Annotated in this window: 13 protein-coding genes; 5 read left to right on the top strand and 8 right to left on the bottom strand. The window is 64.9% G+C overall.

Translation table 11 applies throughout. The annotated features are described in order from the left end of the window. Nucleotides 1–351 precede the first annotated feature (351 nt). Nucleotides 352–1,515 carry a lipase family protein gene (locus LL972_RS07845; protein ID WP_228327109.1) on the top strand — a complete coding sequence of 388 codons (1,164 nt, stop codon included), beginning with the start codon at nucleotides 352–354 and terminating at the stop codon, nucleotides 1,513–1,515. A 460-nt stretch (nucleotides 1,516–1,975) separates the two neighbouring features. On the opposite strand, the gene LL972_RS07840 is transcribed toward LL972_RS07845, so the two are convergent. The 5 genes from LL972_RS07840 to LL972_RS07820 form a co-directional block, all read right to left on the bottom strand. Next, entirely contained in the window at nucleotides 1,976–2,779 is an 804-nt protein-coding gene (locus LL972_RS07840) for an SDR family NAD(P)-dependent oxidoreductase (protein WP_228327101.1), read from the bottom strand. Between the two features lie 43 nt (nucleotides 2,780–2,822). Then, nucleotides 2,823–4,352, bottom strand: coding sequence for a GMC family oxidoreductase (locus LL972_RS07835; protein WP_228327100.1), 1,530 nt, complete (start codon nucleotides 4,350–4,352; stop codon nucleotides 2,823–2,825). Then, nucleotides 4,349–5,707: an alpha/beta fold hydrolase gene (locus LL972_RS07830; RefSeq protein WP_228327099.1), complete on the bottom strand. Its 1,359-nt coding sequence runs from the start codon at nucleotides 5,705–5,707 to the stop codon at nucleotides 4,349–4,351. Before LL972_RS07830 ends, LL972_RS07835 begins: the two co-directional genes overlap by 4 nt. A 283-nt stretch (nucleotides 5,708–5,990) precedes the next feature. Further along, nucleotides 5,991–6,635, bottom strand: coding sequence for a LuxR C-terminal-related transcriptional regulator (locus tag LL972_RS07825; RefSeq protein ID WP_104582609.1), 645 nt, complete (start codon nucleotides 6,633–6,635; stop codon nucleotides 5,991–5,993). Beyond that, on the bottom strand, nucleotides 6,628–8,067 hold the full coding sequence (locus LL972_RS07820) for an ATP-binding protein (RefSeq protein ID WP_228327098.1): 1,440 nt from the start codon (nucleotides 8,065–8,067) through the stop codon (nucleotides 6,628–6,630). Before LL972_RS07820 ends, LL972_RS07825 begins: the two co-directional genes overlap by 8 nt. Nucleotides 8,068–8,284: 217 nt before the next feature. On the opposite strand from LL972_RS07820, the gene LL972_RS07815 reads away from it, so the two are divergent. The 3 genes from LL972_RS07815 (at nucleotide 8,285) to LL972_RS07805 (ending at nucleotide 10,891) form a co-directional block, all read left to right on the top strand. Next, nucleotides 8,285–9,193: a bestrophin family protein gene (locus LL972_RS07815; RefSeq protein ID WP_228327097.1), complete on the top strand. Its 909-nt coding sequence runs from the start codon at nucleotides 8,285–8,287 to the stop codon at nucleotides 9,191–9,193. Between the two features lie 14 nt (nucleotides 9,194–9,207). Next, nucleotides 9,208–10,122: a universal stress protein gene (locus tag LL972_RS07810; protein ID WP_228327096.1), complete on the top strand. Its 915-nt coding sequence runs from the start codon at nucleotides 9,208–9,210 to the stop codon at nucleotides 10,120–10,122. 277 nt (nucleotides 10,123–10,399) lie between these two features. Then, the gene (locus tag LL972_RS07805) at nucleotides 10,400–10,891 is read left to right on the top strand and encodes a GNAT family N-acetyltransferase (protein ID WP_228327095.1); all 492 of its coding nucleotides are present in this window, start codon (nucleotides 10,400–10,402) and stop codon (nucleotides 10,889–10,891) included. A gap of 143 nt (nucleotides 10,892–11,034) precedes the next feature. Here LL972_RS07805 and LL972_RS07800 read toward each other — a convergent pair whose 3' ends face one another. The 3 genes from LL972_RS07800 to LL972_RS07790 form a co-directional block, all read right to left on the bottom strand. Then, nucleotides 11,035–11,343, bottom strand: a complete 309-nt coding sequence (locus LL972_RS07800; protein WP_228327108.1) for a hypothetical protein — start codon at nucleotides 11,341–11,343, stop codon at nucleotides 11,035–11,037. A gap of 232 nt (nucleotides 11,344–11,575) precedes the next feature. Then, the gene (locus tag LL972_RS07795) at nucleotides 11,576–12,730 is read right to left on the bottom strand and encodes an MFS transporter (protein ID WP_228327107.1); all 1,155 of its coding nucleotides are present in this window, start codon (nucleotides 12,728–12,730) and stop codon (nucleotides 11,576–11,578) included. Nucleotides 12,731–12,780: 50 nt separating this feature from the next. Further along, complete coding sequence (locus LL972_RS07790) at nucleotides 12,781–13,929, bottom strand: serine hydrolase domain-containing protein (RefSeq protein ID WP_228327094.1); 1,149 nt, start codon at nucleotides 13,927–13,929, stop codon at nucleotides 12,781–12,783. A 138-nt stretch (nucleotides 13,930–14,067) separates the two neighbouring features. Between LL972_RS07790 and LL972_RS07785 the strand changes: the two genes are divergently transcribed. After that, nucleotides 14,068–15,009, top strand: a complete 942-nt coding sequence (locus LL972_RS07785; protein ID WP_228327093.1) for a LysR family transcriptional regulator — start codon at nucleotides 14,068–14,070, stop codon at nucleotides 15,007–15,009. Nucleotides 15,010–15,208 lie beyond the last annotated feature (199 nt).

The raw sequence follows: 15,208 nt of genomic DNA, 5'->3' as shown, positions 1-15,208 counted from the left end.
TTCTTCATGGAACCTCCTCGGGAAAGGGGACGAGAAAATTCCACTTCTGGCGTCAGCTAATGGGCGGGGGGATTACCGTTCGAGGGGCGACTTCCTCAGCGGTAACCCCAACCCCGGTTACACAAAATTCTGCACACGCTCAAACAAGCATCGGCTATGCTGAACCACTCCGGGAATCCTGAGGCGGTTCATTCTATGCGGCATTTGTGGGACAGTGCCACCCGGCATTGCTGCATCCATCAACAGCGACCACACATCCCACCAATATTTAAATATAAAATAATGCAAATTATAGCTGTTAACTCCGCTCTAAGCCGGCTTGCGCTAATGACACTCGTAGCGCTGCCCTATATGGCATCTGCGGCAACTCAACGCGGCGATGTCATCAGCAGTCGCGTACTGACCACCTTTACCAGTGCTCAGATCGCCAAACAATTGGGTAAACAGGGCGATGCTCCACCACCACGCTGCGACGTCGGCGTCGCGGAAATCGTCTACGCGACCATCGGCGTGCATGACGAACCCACAACCGCTTCCGCCGCCGTGCTTATTCCCTCCGGCATCAACTGTGCGACGTTGTATCCCCTGCTGGGATGGGGACAGGGCGCACAGTTGAAAAGGAACAGTTCGCAGGCAGAAGGATTCCGCGCATCACGCGGCAACCATGAGGTGATCAGCCAGTTTGCGGCACAAGGGTATGCGGTGGTGGCGACCGACTACTTAGGCATTGGCAAGTCCAGCTATCCCTTTGCACCCCATCTTCAAGCCGCACCTGAAGCCAGCGCCATCGTGGATGCGCTACGCGCCGCGCGTGTCGTGCTTGCACAGCAGCATGCGCCGCTTTCGGGCAAGGTCATGCTCTCCGGTTTTTCCAGTGGTGCCCACGCCGTGATGGCTGCACAACGCGAGATCGAGCTGCACCTGTCCAGCGAATTCAACCTGGTCGCAAGTGGTCCTATCTCCGGGCCCTATTCCCTCTCCAAGACCGTGCTGAAAAACTGGGGCGGCCCCAAGGCCGAGGGACTCAACACGCTCACGCTCGTACTCAACACCTTTACCTTGATCGGCATGCAGCACACCTACTCCAATCTCTACACGACACCCATGCAGGTGTTTCAGCAGCCATTGGCGAACAAGGTCGAGAGTCTGTTCCCCGGGAAATTCGATGCGATCACGCTTGGGCTCGAACAACTGCCCGACGTCAAGGACGTGTTTCAGCCGGAGTTCGCGCGCGACGTCGTCAGCAACGCCAAAAACGCCTTCATCAAAGACCTCATGCGCAACGATCTGGTCAATTGGACCCCGCGCACGCCCACACTGCTATGCGGAGTGCAGCAAGACAATGTCGTGCCCTTCAGCGTTGCACAGGAGACACTGGCCGATTTCAGGCGTAATGGCAGCAACCAGGTGAAACTCATCGCCGTCACACCCGATGATTCCCCGCTTGTGCACCTCTCCAGCAAGACGCCCTGCATGGCTGCCGTGCGCACTCAATTGCTGGACCAGCAGCGCTGAATGAACCGCGCGTGCATCTACTGTTGCACGCGCGGTTCAAGCGGTGGGTCACGCTTCGAGAAAAATCCTCTTCAGACGCCAATTGCCAGCTGTGCCCGATCCATGACGTCCAGGGATGGCCAGGACATGGCACGGATCCAGGCACACAAAAGTGCAGCGACCACTGGTCTCGCACAGTCGCCGCAAGACAGTTGCAGGGTGCCGAACCTCGAAAGGGACGAGGTAGTGGATGAGCGATGGAAGCGCCGTTTTATCTGGCAACTTCATGTTTTCACAAAAGAAATTGGATTCTGTGAGTCATTTTTACACGTATGTCGGCTGAACCCCTTACACGCTTACGCGTTACTCGATGCACTAAAGACATGCCTCAATTTACTTGATCGCAGAATGCGATCTGCGATCAAGCAGGCGCTTCCGCTGGTGCGTTGATGATGTCTGCATCAACGCAGCCAGCAATCGCTCAACCCGCGATGGTAAAGACAGATCCGGAATCCACCCGGATCCCGGCGCCGTTGATGAAGCTGGCGCGCTCGGAGCACAGGAAGGCAACGGCCGAGGCCACTTCCTCCGCGCGGCCGCGTCGCTTCAGCACCATGCCGGGACGCTCTTCGTCCAGGAACGATTCGATCGCCTGCTCGAACGTGGTTCCGTTTTCGCTTGCGCGTTTGTGCATCATCTTGTCGGTCATCGGGGTGGCGATGAATGCGGGCGACACCGTATTGACCAGCACGTTGTCCGGGCCGTAGGCCTTGGACAGGCCCTTGGCCAGGCTCAGGATTCCTGCTTTCGATGCGCAATAGGCCAGCTCCTCCACATAGGGCTGCACGGCGTCTTCCGAGGCAAACAGCACGATCCGTCCCCATTGCTTGCGGCGCATCGCGGGAATGGCCTGGCGGCACATGCGCACCGCGCCCATCAGGTTGATGTCCAGCGTTTCGAGCCAGCCCGCATCGCTGACGTCCAGGAAATCACCGGTTGCGCCGGTCACGCCCGCTGCGTTGATGTAGATGTCGGGGTCACCCAGTTGTTCGCGCACCTGTGTCCAGATGGCGGTGACATCCTGCTCGCGGGTGACGTCACCCTCGATGGCGATGATCTGCCCCAGGCCAGATAACTCGGCCACGGCCTGGTCGAGCGTGCCGTCGGGCAGATCGGTGATTGCCACGCGCACGCCGGCTTCGAGCAGCTGCCGCGCGGTTTCCTTGCCCATTCCCGAGTCGCCGCCACTGATGAGGGCGATCCGATTGTTGATTCCGAGATCCATGCTGAACTCCTGGTGGTAGGGATTGGTGGTGGTACGCGCGTCACTAGCGGGCGAGAAAGCGCTCCGCCGTGCGCAGGCCAATTGCCATCTGCGTCAACGCGGGATTGGCTGCCAGTGCACTTGGGAAAATCGAGTTGTCGCAGATGTAGAGGTTGGCGATATCGAATGCGCGGCCGTCCGGGTTCACTACCGCCTGCTCCGGATCCGTGCCCATCCGGCAGGTGCCCAGCGTGTGCGCGGAGCGGGCGGCGGCGAAGATGCGTTGGGCACCTGCCGCCTCCCAGATTGCGTGCAGCGATGCGCGGGCGTGCGCATCGAGTGCGCGTTCGTTGGGTCCGTAGCTGAAGTCGATACGCGCCTTGCGCTGGCCGAAGGCATCGCGCTCGTCGGACAGGCTCAGCCGGTTGCCCTCCTGCGGCAGGCATTCGCCATTGATGCCGATGCCGGCCAGGCGGTTGTAGCGCGCCATGGTAGATACGAGCTCCCTCCCCCACAGGCCCGCGCCACGCGCCAGCGTGTTGGCCAGGGTGATCGGCTGCACGCCCAGGCTCTGCACCAGATAGCCGCCGACGAAATCGGCATTGGCCGGGCGCAGCATGTCTTCGGTGATCAGCGACGAGGGGTAGCCGCGGTTCATGCGCATGTCCGCATCGAACTCCCCCCACACCTGGGTCGCCACATGCGCCATGAAATTGCGCCCCACCTGGCCGCTGGAGTTGGCCAGCCCCAGGTTGAGCAGCAAGCGCGGTGTCTCCACGCCGCCTGCGCACAGGAACACGCTTGTGCAACGCTGGCGCAGTTCGCGCCCATCCTGTCGATAGACCACCGCGCTGACCATGCCACGGGCGTCACGCTCGATATCGATGACCCGGCAATTGGGTCGCAATTGCGCGCCGTGCGCGCGCGCCAGTGGCAGCCAGGTGGTATCGACACTCACCTTGGCGCCGTTGCTGCAACCTTGATGGCAGGCGCCGCAGTTGTTGCAGGCTGCGCGCATGCCGTGGTGCGGCTGCTGATGCGCCCTGGTCACCAACGCGGCTGGGGCATCGGTGGCGGTGATGCCCAGCGTGCGGCAACCGCGCTCCATCGCGTTGGCCGACGCATTGCGCTGCGGCGGCGCATAGGCGTAGCTGCGCTCGGGATCCCACGGATAGTGCGCCGGCCCGGAAACGCCGATGAACTCCTCGACGCGGCGGATGTAGGACAGCAGTTCTTCATGCGCGATCGGCCAGTCCATGCCGCGCTGCCCGGTCTGTGTCGACAGGCTCAGATCGCGCTTGTCCGGACGCGGGCAGAAGGCGCCCCAATGCATGGTCGAACCGCCCAGGCCCGAACCGGAATTGTTGGCGCCAAATGCGGTGGGCGTCTGCCCGCCGCTCAGGCGCTCTTCCATCCAGTAGATGCCGGTGGTCAACTCATCGGGCAGATGGGACGCGGGGCTGAAGGCCGCACCCGCCTCCAGCACCACCACCGAAAGACCTTGTTGCGCAAGCCGTGCAGCCAGGGGGCCGCCACCTGCGCCGCTGCCCACCACCACGGCATCGACTGGAGTGTCGGAAGTGGCCAGGCTCATTGAAGACCCTTGGCAGGAAGCTGCCAGGCTTCCTGTTGATCGGCTGCAGTCTGTTGATAGCCCGCGCTGTCGATACCGGCACCGCCAACCGCGAAGCCGTCGTATCCCATTGCTGCCATGGTGGCGGGAAGGCTGATCCAGATCCGCGCGGCTTCGGCGCGGACGTCCTCGAACCAGTGCGCCAGCTGCGCTGCATCCAGCCCGTGCGCCGAGGAATCACCGGCTGTCGATTGCGACACCTCGCGCAGCCAACGGTCCTGGGTCTCGGCAGGCAATCCGGCGAAGCCATTGCTCAGCGTGTCGAGCGTGTCGAGCCCCAGCGGTACCGCAAGCCGATCAGGTGGCAACGCGGCATGGCGCCAACCATCTCCGGCGCCTTCGGCAAGCTGGATATCGATACGCCGGGCAATCTCGCGTGCATCGCCGACCCCATCCAGGACACGCGCGACCACTGCGCCGAGGAGCTCCAGCTGATGCTGGCTCAACACGCCCTGCGCACTGGCGGGCGGGCCAGCATGCCGGCGGAGCAGCAGCTTGCGCATGCGCGGCGCGACCCTGTCTGCATTGAGCAGCGTGATGAAGTCATCGGGCAGGCATTTGTCCATGCTGCGATCCACATGCGCTGCGATCAACTGCGCAAGCTGTTCCGGCTGCTCATACGGAATCAGGTGCGCGGCATCGGCCACCACGGCGATACGCGCATCGTGATAGTGCGGCGCGTTCAATGCTGCCTGCGCGGCTTCGCCGAGATCGCCATCGTCACTGCCGGCGACGATCAACGCCGGCACGTCCATGCAGCCGGCCTGCGCGCTGCAGTCCTCACGACTGGCTTGCGCGAGCCATGCGATCCACGCTTTTGCACTGGCTCGCAGCACATCGTTTACAGCCGCGTCCCTCACAGGCGCAGGCAACGTCGTCGCACAGTTGTCGTCGATGAACTGCTCGGCTTCTTGCCGGGTGGAATGGCCCTTCTCGAACCAGGCCAGCATCGTGCGTCGCCGCGCTTCGTCCATCGGCTCGGGCGCCGGCGGCGATGCGGCGACCAGGATCACGCCGGCAAGACCGGCAAGCCCGGCCATGCCATCGCGTGCCTGCGTGGCTGCCAAAGTGGCGATCTTTCCACCCATGCTGTGTCCGATCGCGAGCCAGCACGTCGGTTGCCGCCGAATCACCTCGTCGACAAACCAGGCAACCAGCGCGGCGGTATCGAGATGCCCCAGCGGCGGCGCGTCACCAAAGCCTGGAATATCGAGCGCCACACAATTGAAGCGCGCCTCCAGCCGCCGGATGACACCAGACCACTCGTTGCTGCTGGACCCGAGGGCGTGCAGGAAGAACAGCGTCGGCTTCGCCATGTAACACCTCAATCCATCAGGCGCGCATGATGACCGGCGCATCGTCCACGCCTCGTGCAGATGAGTCCGACACGGTGTGATGGTTTGAGGCCTCGCGCCTGGCCGGGAACACCGCTCGTCGGATTCTGGTTGGCGTGCTTTCCGGGTGGCAGATCGGCGTCCCATCTGCTGCCTTGTTGCACGCCTCGATACCTACCCGCGCCACTGCAACTGCATCGGGTTCAATGGATAAGCGTCTGCATCTGCATCGCTCGCGCGGCGTTTCTCAAAGCGACAGAACGCCTCACACCAGGTCGCGATAATCCTGCAGGATCACCATCACCAACTGGCTGCGCGAGCGCACGTCGAGCTTGTTGAACAGCTGCTGGAAGGTCGCCTTGATCGCGCTCTCCGAACTGCCCAGCTGGCGCGCGATCAACTTGTTGGACTGCCCACGCAACAATCCCCGCAGCACTTCGCGCTCACGGTCTGTGAAGCTGGGCCGGCTTTCCTGGGTGCCCTGGGCGACCAGCGACTGCAGATAGCGCTGGTCGATCAGCACCCGGCCCATCGCCACCGCATGGATGCTGTCGATCAGTTCGTCGGTGGAGACATCCTTGCGGCAGATGCCGGATACGCCGAGCCGGATCAAGGCCAGTGCGTCGCGCTCGGGCAGGCCGGCGGTGACGACCAGCGTGGCCGGGCGGCGCGCCTGCTCGGCCTGGCGCCGCATGTAGTCCAGCGCGTTGTACTCGCCCATGTCGTAGTCGAGGATGACCACGTCCGGCGTCAGCGACGCGATCTGGACGATGGCCTGCGCCAAGGTGCCGGATTGCCCCACCACCTCGAAGCGGGCGTCGGCACCGAGCAGGCGCAGCAGGCCCTCGCGGAACAGCGTGTGGTCGTCCAGCAGGTAGAGGCGCACCGGTTCGCGCCGCGACTCATCCATCCAGCGCCTCCGCATACGGTGCATGCGCCAGCGGCAGATGCAGCTCGAAACAGGCACCTTCGCCGCCGGGCGCATGGCGCAGCAGACCGCCCTGGTTGGCCATCAGCGCACGCGAGATGTATAGCCCCAGCCCGGAGCCGTCGCTGTCGCTGCGGAACGGCTGGAACAGGCGGCCCGGCTCGGCGATGCCGGGCCCGGTGTCGCGCACGCTCAGCACCGCACGCTCCTGCTCCAGGCGCCCACTGACGATCAACTGGCGGCGTTGCGGTGGCAGCGCCTGCACCGCGCGCAGCGAATTGCGCGCCAGATTGAGCAGCACCTGCAGCAATGCATGGCGGTCGCCGTGCACCGAGGGGAAGTCGGCCGGGATCTGGATTACCAGCTGGCCATCGACGTCCTCCCAGTCCGAACGGATGATCACGTCCAGTTCGCTGCACAGCGTCTGCAGCCGGGTTTCATGCGCCTCGTCGGGCAGCTGCCGACGCAGGTTGAAGGACGCCAGTTCCATCAATGCCGCCACCAGGCTGCGCAGTGCGGCCAGGTCCGGATCTGCGCCAATGGCCGGATGCCGCGCCAGGTTGGAGGTGACCACGCCCGCCGCCGAACACAGGTTGCGGATCTCGTGCGACACCGCGCCGGCCAGCAGGCGATTGTTCTTGAGCACATCGTCAAAGTGCGCCGATTCGCGCGCGCGCACCTCCTCGCTGGTGTCGACCAGGATCGCGGCCAGGTGGCGCTCGGCGCTGTCTTCGTAGACCGAGAACCAGGTGGTGGCCGGGAAGCGGGTGCCATCGCTGCGGCAGCCCCAGGTGCTGGCGGAGGTGCGCATGCCATCCAGGTTGGCGCTCATGCTCAGCGCATCGTCCAGCAGCGGCAGGAACTCGCGCACCGCGCGGCCCTCCAGCCCACCCTCCTCGGCCATGTCCAGGATCTCGTGCGCGGCGCGATTGGCGGCCACGATGCGGCCGTCGCCGGCCACCGTCAGCAAGGCCGCCGGGCTGCTCTCGGCGAGCAGCCGCAATTGCCGCTCCAGCCGCCGGCGCAATCGCTGTTCGGCGCTCAGCTGCACGTAATGGGCCAGGATCACCCGGCGAGTGCGGCTGATTTCGGCCACGAGCAATCCGCAGCCGGCATAGGCGATCGTCGCCATGAAAAAGCGCAGCGCCTGTTCAACCAATGTTTCGTCGGTCACGAACAAGCCGCGCAGCACAGCACAGGCAATCGCGGCGATGACGATGTCGCGCCGCGACAACACCGTGGCCGCCAGTACCACCGGCAGGATGTAGAGCAGCCCCAGCGACACACCTAGATGCGAGTACCACTCCGCCCACACCAGCGAGGCCAGCATCGCCAGCGACGCCCACAGCGTCGGGCCACGATTGAGCTTGACCACCTGCCCGCGCCACTTGAATGGCAGTCTCAGTCTGTCCATTGCCTACCCCTGCACTTGCGCTGCAATGCCGCTCCTCTCTCGCTGTGGTTGATGCCACAGCATCGTGGCCAGGCCTGCGGATTTCACCCTATCGAAAGATAGCCCGGCCGCATCGTTCGGACGGTACGCGCACTGTCCAACGCTGGCGCAAGGATGGCAGACACGACCGTGGAGGCTGGGTGTAATGGCCCTACCCCACGTCGATGTTGCCTCTCCCATGATCACCCGCAATACGTTTCCGTTGCGACGCATCTGGCCCAAGACCTACAAGCGCCTGCTGGTACTGCTGGCGTTCGACTGCGCCGTGGCCGTGCTCTACACCTTCTTCGACTGGCAGTGGCTGTCGATCGAAGCGCTACCGCTGGCCCAGCTAGGCTCGGCGCTCACCATCTTCCTGGCGTTCCGCGCCAATGCGGCCTATGGCCGCTGGTGGGAAGCGCGCCAGCTCTGGGGCACGCTGGTGAACACCTCGCGCGCCATCGCCCGCCAGGCCCTGACCGCGCTGGATGTGGATCCGGCCGACCCGCGCCAGGCGACGCTGCGCGACGACATCGTGGTGCACCAGGTCGCCTTCGTGCACGCCCTGCGCTGCCATCTGCGCCGACAGAATCCGTTCCCCGAGCTAGCCGGGCTGCTCGGCCAGGCACGCGCCGACGAGCTGCGCGGCTACGCCAACATCCCCAATGCGCTGACCCTGCGGCTGGGCCAGCAACTGCAGCAGGCGCGCGACTGGGGCATGCTCGACAGCCTGCGCTGGTCGTCGCTGGACGCCAACCTCACCACGCTGGCCAACATCCAGGGCGCCTGCGAACGCATCAAGAACACCCCGCTGCCGCGGCAGTTCTCCTCGCTGCCGCGCACGCTGGTGAACATGTATTGCTGGCTGGTGCCGCTGGGCCTGATCGCCGGCATGGGCCTGGCCATGCCGATCGCCTCGGTGCTGATCAGCTTCACCCTGATTGCCATCGACAGCGCCAGCAGCGCCATCGAAGACCCGTTCGAGAACACCGTGCATGACACCCCGATGACCGCGCTGTCGCGCGGCATCGAACTCACCCTGCGCGAAATGCTGGGCCAGCGCGTACCGCTGCGCGAGGTGCGCGCCATCGACGGTTTCATCTACTGACCACGGAGCCCGCCATGCAGACCACCCCCACCCAGCTGATCTTCGCCACCAATTTTTCCGAGACCTGCCATGCCGCCATCCCGACCGTGGCGCAACTGGTGGACCGCCTGCGCGCGCGCCTGACCATCCTGCACGTGCACGCCAAAGGCAAGCGTGCGCAGGCCCAGCAATCGCTGGATTCCTTCTTTGCCGAAGCCTCCAATTACCCGGGCTGCGAGCGCGCACTCGCCGGTGGCCCCGCCGCCGCCGGCATCGTCTCGTTCTGCCGCAGCCGCGACGACGCGCTGCTGATCATGCCGCCGTCCGAGCGCACCGGCCTGCCGCGCCCGCTGCATGTCTCGCTGCGCGCGCGCGTGCTGCAGCGCGTGGCCACGCCCATGCTCACCCTGCCCTACGCCGATGCGATTCCGCGCGACGGCGCGGTCGGCGGCCATGTCGCCTGCTGGATCACCGGCCGCGAAACCAGCCTGGAATCGCTGCGCGATGCCGCCGCCCTGGCACGCCGCCGCGGCGCCGACCTGCACCTGCTGCACGTCGTGCCGGAGATCAGCGAGGGCCTGCTGGTCGACAGCCTGTTCAACGACAAGCCGCTGAGCGAAGAGGCGGCCGCCAGCTGGCTCGGCGACCTGGTCCAGCAACTGCCCGACGAAGACCTGCGCGTGCGCATCCACGTGGCCGTCGGCAACCCGCGTCGCGAGATCGCCGGCCTGCTCAAACGCGCCTGCGCCGACGTGCTGGTGGTCGAACACGATGCCGTCGTCCGCCGCGGCGTCTGGCGCTCCTCGCTGCAGTCCGCCCTGGCGAAGACGCCGTGCGTGCTGATCTGCCTGCCGCCGCCCCATCTGCGCCGCCCCATCCTGGGCACCAATGCCGACCAGGCAGGCACAGCGCCCGGCCGTAGCCTGGCAAGGCGGCTGCTGCGCGTGTGAGGGCTAGGCGACTGCCTGGCCAGGCAGCCGGCGTTGTCGGCTGCGTAATGAAGGACTTGCCGCACCCCGAAAAATATCCTGAGCACGAGGCGGTTCTACCGAAGTCATGACCCGTGCCGCGGCCCACGGGCCAGCGTGTCTGCGGACGCGCAGCTACGCCCGCCATCGGTGTATCGACCAATTCATTGATCGAGCGCGTTGGCAGCTCCGTCCGGACCGGGCGACGTGGATGTCATGCCGATGCATGGCGCCTGCGGGTCTGAGGCAGACTACGCACATGGACAAGATTCGGCCGTTTCAACCGTTGGACTTCGATGCGTGCATGGCGCTCTTTGACGCGAATGTGCCGGCATTCTTCAGTGCCGGGGAGCGCGTCGATTTTGCCGGCTTCCTGATCCAATACGCCACGGCGTGGCACTACCAACTTCTGGAGCGCGACAACCAGATCGCTGGCTGCGCCGGTTATGCGATCAGTGCCGATGGCATCACGGCCAGCTTGTGCTGGGGCATGGTCCATCCGGGCCTGCACCGCCGCGGCGTGGGAACGCAGTTACTGCTGGCCCGGCTTGACGCATTGCGCCGGATGCCGGACGTCCGGCGCGTGGTATTGGATACCAGTCAACATACCCAGCAGTTCTACGCCCGCTTCGGCTTTGTCGTGCAGCAGGTGACGGAAGATGGCTATGCGCCCGGACTGGAGCGGTGGGACATGGCGCTCGACCTGCAGTCTTGTGCAAGGCCTACAGGTCGCGCTCGGTCTGCAAAGTAACGAGATTGTTCACCGCTCGCGGGTGTCGGAGCAGTCATGCAGATGAGTAGCCTCTTCCGTAATGCCGCTTTTTTCCAGGCTGGTCACCAATTGACCCAGCGGATACGGCTTTCTTAGCAGTTCGTCCGGGCGACGCAGCACGGTTACCGCGCCGCATCCTTGTTCACCTGGGCACGCGCGAGCGCAGCGGTGGATACCAGCAGATCCGGCAACTCCTGGCGAAAGGCCTCGGCTTGCCCGGTCTGCAAGACACCGTGAAAACTCGCGTTGTCGAATACCGGCCTGCCCTGCAGGAAGAAGCCATCGCGGCCTTGCACGACGAAATTGAAACATGCCTGCCAGCGCGGGTCCGGGCTGGCCGACAACTGCACCACGACCGCGCTACCGGCCGATGCTGCGCCCGCCGGGGTGACCGTGATCGTTCGCGCGGTGATCTGAGTACTGCTGTTCATGGCGTACATGATCAGGCTTGGGGCGTCGTGGCGGAGTGAGTCGGTGATGGCACGCGAGCCGGCATCCGGAGCGGCCTGCGGGTGTCGGCGCCTGCGTTGTTGCATTGGACCAATGGCCCGGTAGCGGCTCAGCGGCCGCAACGCCATCGCACGGATGCCGGCTGTGCGCCTCTACAGGTGAGCAACCTGAAGCCGCTACGGTCGTATCGGTGCCATCCATGTGGCCGCTTGCTCAGGCTTGCCTGCCGGCCGCAGGCCGCACCGATGCACGGGCGTGCGGCGCGGCAAAGCCCTGCCGCCTGGCGGCCCATGCCACCGCCAGCGTGGCGCCAAGCAGCACCAACAGCACGGGCGAAAACGCGCGTACGCCGAACTGGTCGAGCAGGACGCCGCGGACCAGACCGCCGCCGGCGATGGCGGTATTCCAGGCGGTGACCAGCATCGACTGGGCGACATCGGCATCGGCGCCCGCCGAGGTGGCCAGCGCCGTCTGAAACAGGGTCGCGCTGCCGCCGAAGGCAAGGTCCCACGCCCCGACTGCCGCGTAGACGGTGGCCGGCATGTCGCCAGCCAGGCCCAACGCCAATGCCGCAGCGCCGAACAGCCCGATGCTGATCAGCGTCAGCACGCGCAGATGGCGGTCGATCAGAACGCCCACGATCCAGATGCCGACTACGGACGCGCCGCCGAACACCAGCAGCACCAGGTCGATGCGCTCGGCCATGCCGGCCTGCGCCAGAAACGCAGCGATATAGGTGTAGAGGATGTTGTGCGCCAGCACGAAGGCCAGCACCACCAGCAGCACCGACCGAATGCCGGGCAGCATCAGCACGCTCCCGAGCCGTTGCTGCCTGTCCCTGGCCTGCCCTGCAAAATCCGCCAGCTGCAGGCGCACCCAGACCATCAATAGCAAGGCCAGCACACTCATGATGCCGAAGCAGACACGCCAGCTCACCAAGGTGCCGAGAAACGCGCCAGCCGGCACGCCCAGCGACAGCGCCAATGGCGTGCCGACCATCGCCACCGCAATGGCACGGCCTTTCTGATGGGCAGGCACCAGGCGCGCGGCATAGCCCGCCAGCAGCGCCCACAGCAGCCCGGCCGAGACGCCGGCCAGAAAGCGCGCCAGCATCGTCAGTGCATAGCTGGTGGACACGGTCGTGACCGTATTGGCGATGGCGAAGCCGGCGATGGCAGCCAGCAGCAGCGGACGGCGGGCAATCCCCTGCGTGGCGATGGTCAAGGGAATCGCCGCCATCAACGAGCCGATCGCATAGATCGTCACGGTCTGCCCCACCCAGGCTTCGGAGACCTGCAAGCCGTTTGCCATGTGCGGCAGCAAGCCTGCGGGCAGCGCTTCGGTGAGGATGGTGATGAACGCCGCCATGGCCAGTGCCAGCAGCGATGCCAGCGGCAGGCGGTCGTTGCAAGACGACCTCACTGCCCCGCTCCCACTGCGGCATACACCGCATCACGCAGATCGGTGACGAAGCGGCCCGAGATGCCCTCGTAGAGCGTATTGGTGAAGGCGACCACACTCAATCCTGCCGCCCGGTCCACGCACCAGGAATGACCATAGGCTCCTCCCCAGCGCCAGCTACCTACGGACTCGGGCGATCCGGCAAGCACTGGGTCACGCAAGACCGAAAAGCCCAGTCCAAAACCGACGCCTGGCAGATCCGGCAGTGCAGCGCCATCGGTCTGATCGCGTGCCATCTCCTGCACCAGCGCGTCAGGCAGCAACCCACCGCCGCCGGCACGCAAGGCTTCCAGTAGCCGCAGGAAATCATCCGCGGTCCCCACCATGCCCGCCCCGCCGGAGGCAAACGCGCCCCGATCGAAACTACGCGCCGGGCTGTAGGCGATGCCGACCGCACCTTCAAAGGCGGAGACGGTTTCTCCTTCTTGCAGGCGATGCGGCTGCGGCCGATCACTGACATATGCGGTGGTCATGCGCGCCGGACTGGAGGTGAAAAAATCGGTGTCCGACATGGCGAGTGGCCCGGTGACCAGGGTGCGCACCGCCTCGTTCAACGGGGCATCGAGCACCCGCTCGATCAACGCACCCAGCACGTCGCTGGCCAGCGAGTAGCCCCAGGCCGTGCCGGGAACGTAGAGCAAGGGCACGCTGGCGATACGGCGCAGATTTTCCTGCAGGCTGATGCCGGAGGCATCCATGCCGTCGGACACGCCGGCCAAGGCATAAGGCCCGTCTGCGTCGGGCTCGAGGAAACGGTAGCCTAGCCCGGCTGTGTGGCTCAGCAATTGACGTGCGGTCATGCGCGCACGGCGGCCATCGGCCAGCCGTGGCTGGAAATCGGGCAACCAACGCGCGATGTCCGCATCGAGCTCCAGGCGACCTTGCGCCACCAGCACCAACGCCGCCGTCGAAACGATGGGTTTGCTGACCGATGCAAGCCGAAACAACGCATCCACGCGCATCGCACGGCGGCGCTCCCGGTCCGCCCAACCGGCTGCCTGGCGATGCACCAGCTCACCGTTGCGGGCAACCAGAACCACCGCTCCGACCAGGCGCTGATCGTCCAGTGCCTGTTGCACGACAGCCTCGATTTGTTTGGATGACACTTCAGCGTCGAGGTCCGGATGCCGCGAAGAAGGGAGAGTGGTCATGAGGAAATGCGTTGCCAGTGACTGATCCGTGCAGGTTAGACAGCACTTGATTGCAGAAAAACTGGGGTAGAGTTCCTGGATGTGCGGACGTGGATGTCCGTAATCGGGAGTGCAGTGGAAAGTCTCAGCGGGTTCGTGGTGTTCGTACAGGTCGCCGAAACGCGCAGCTTCGTGGCGGCGGGCCGGCTATTGGGCGTCTCTGCCTCGGCGGTCGGCAAGCGCGTGGTGCGGCTGGAGGACAAGCTCGGCGTGCGTCTGTTCCATCGCAGCACGCGCAGCGTCACGCTGACCGCCGAAGGTGCGCTGTTTCTGGAGCGGAGCCGCCGCATCCTTGCCGAGATCGAGGCCGCGGAGCTGGAACTGTCGCAAGCGACCGCGACGCCGCGTGGACGCCTGCGCGTCAGCCTGCCGCTGGTCAGTTCGCTGATGCTGCCGGTGCTGGCTGAGTTCATGCGGCAGTATCCCGAGATCGAACTGGACCTCGATTTCAGCGAACGGATGGTGGACGTGATCGAAGAAGGCTTCGACGCAGTGGTACGTACCGGCGAACCGAGCGATTCGCGCCTGTCGGCCAGGCGCCTTGGGCGCTTCCAGATGATGTTGGTCGCTTCGCCCGATTACCTCGCACAGCGCGGGGTGCCGCGCCTGCCAGGCGATCTGCTGCAGCACGCCTGCCTGCACTACCGCTATCCGAACTCGGGAAAGCTGGAAACCTGGCCGCTACGCCTGCGACGGCATGCCACCGAGCTGGTGCTGCCCACCGCGATGATCTGCAACAACATCGAGACGCGCATGCATTTTGCGGCACGGGGGCTGGGGATCGCCTGCCTGCCGGACTTTGCCATCGGCGATCTGCTTGCAGACGGACGCCTGCTGCCAGTGTTGGCGGATCACGTCGAGCGGACCGGCGTATTCAACGTGCTGTGGCCTGCAAGCAAGCATCCATCGCCGAAGGTACGCGCGTTTGTCGACTTTCTCAGTGCCCGCGTTTTCCCCGACAACGCGGGCAGGCCACGCAAGCGAACCAGGCGATGACGCGGCAGGCTTCGCGGCTTATCGACACTGCGGCGAAGATTACTCTGCACGGCGGCGTAGAGCGCAATGACTCGGACGACGCGATCTTCCACGACCGACTGTTCGCCGTTGCAGTTGCTTGATCGTACGAATACGCCCAAGACCAGATGCGATGCCGATGCAAACAACGTCAGCATTGTCACGTAGATAATCGCTGCGC

The organism is Xanthomonas campestris pv. asclepiadis, assembly GCF_020784175.1.
Lineage (GTDB): Bacteria > Pseudomonadota > Gammaproteobacteria > Xanthomonadales > Xanthomonadaceae > Xanthomonas > Xanthomonas campestris_D.
Note: the sequence above shows the minus strand (reverse complement) of the source record. Positions and strands in the feature narration are given on the sequence as shown.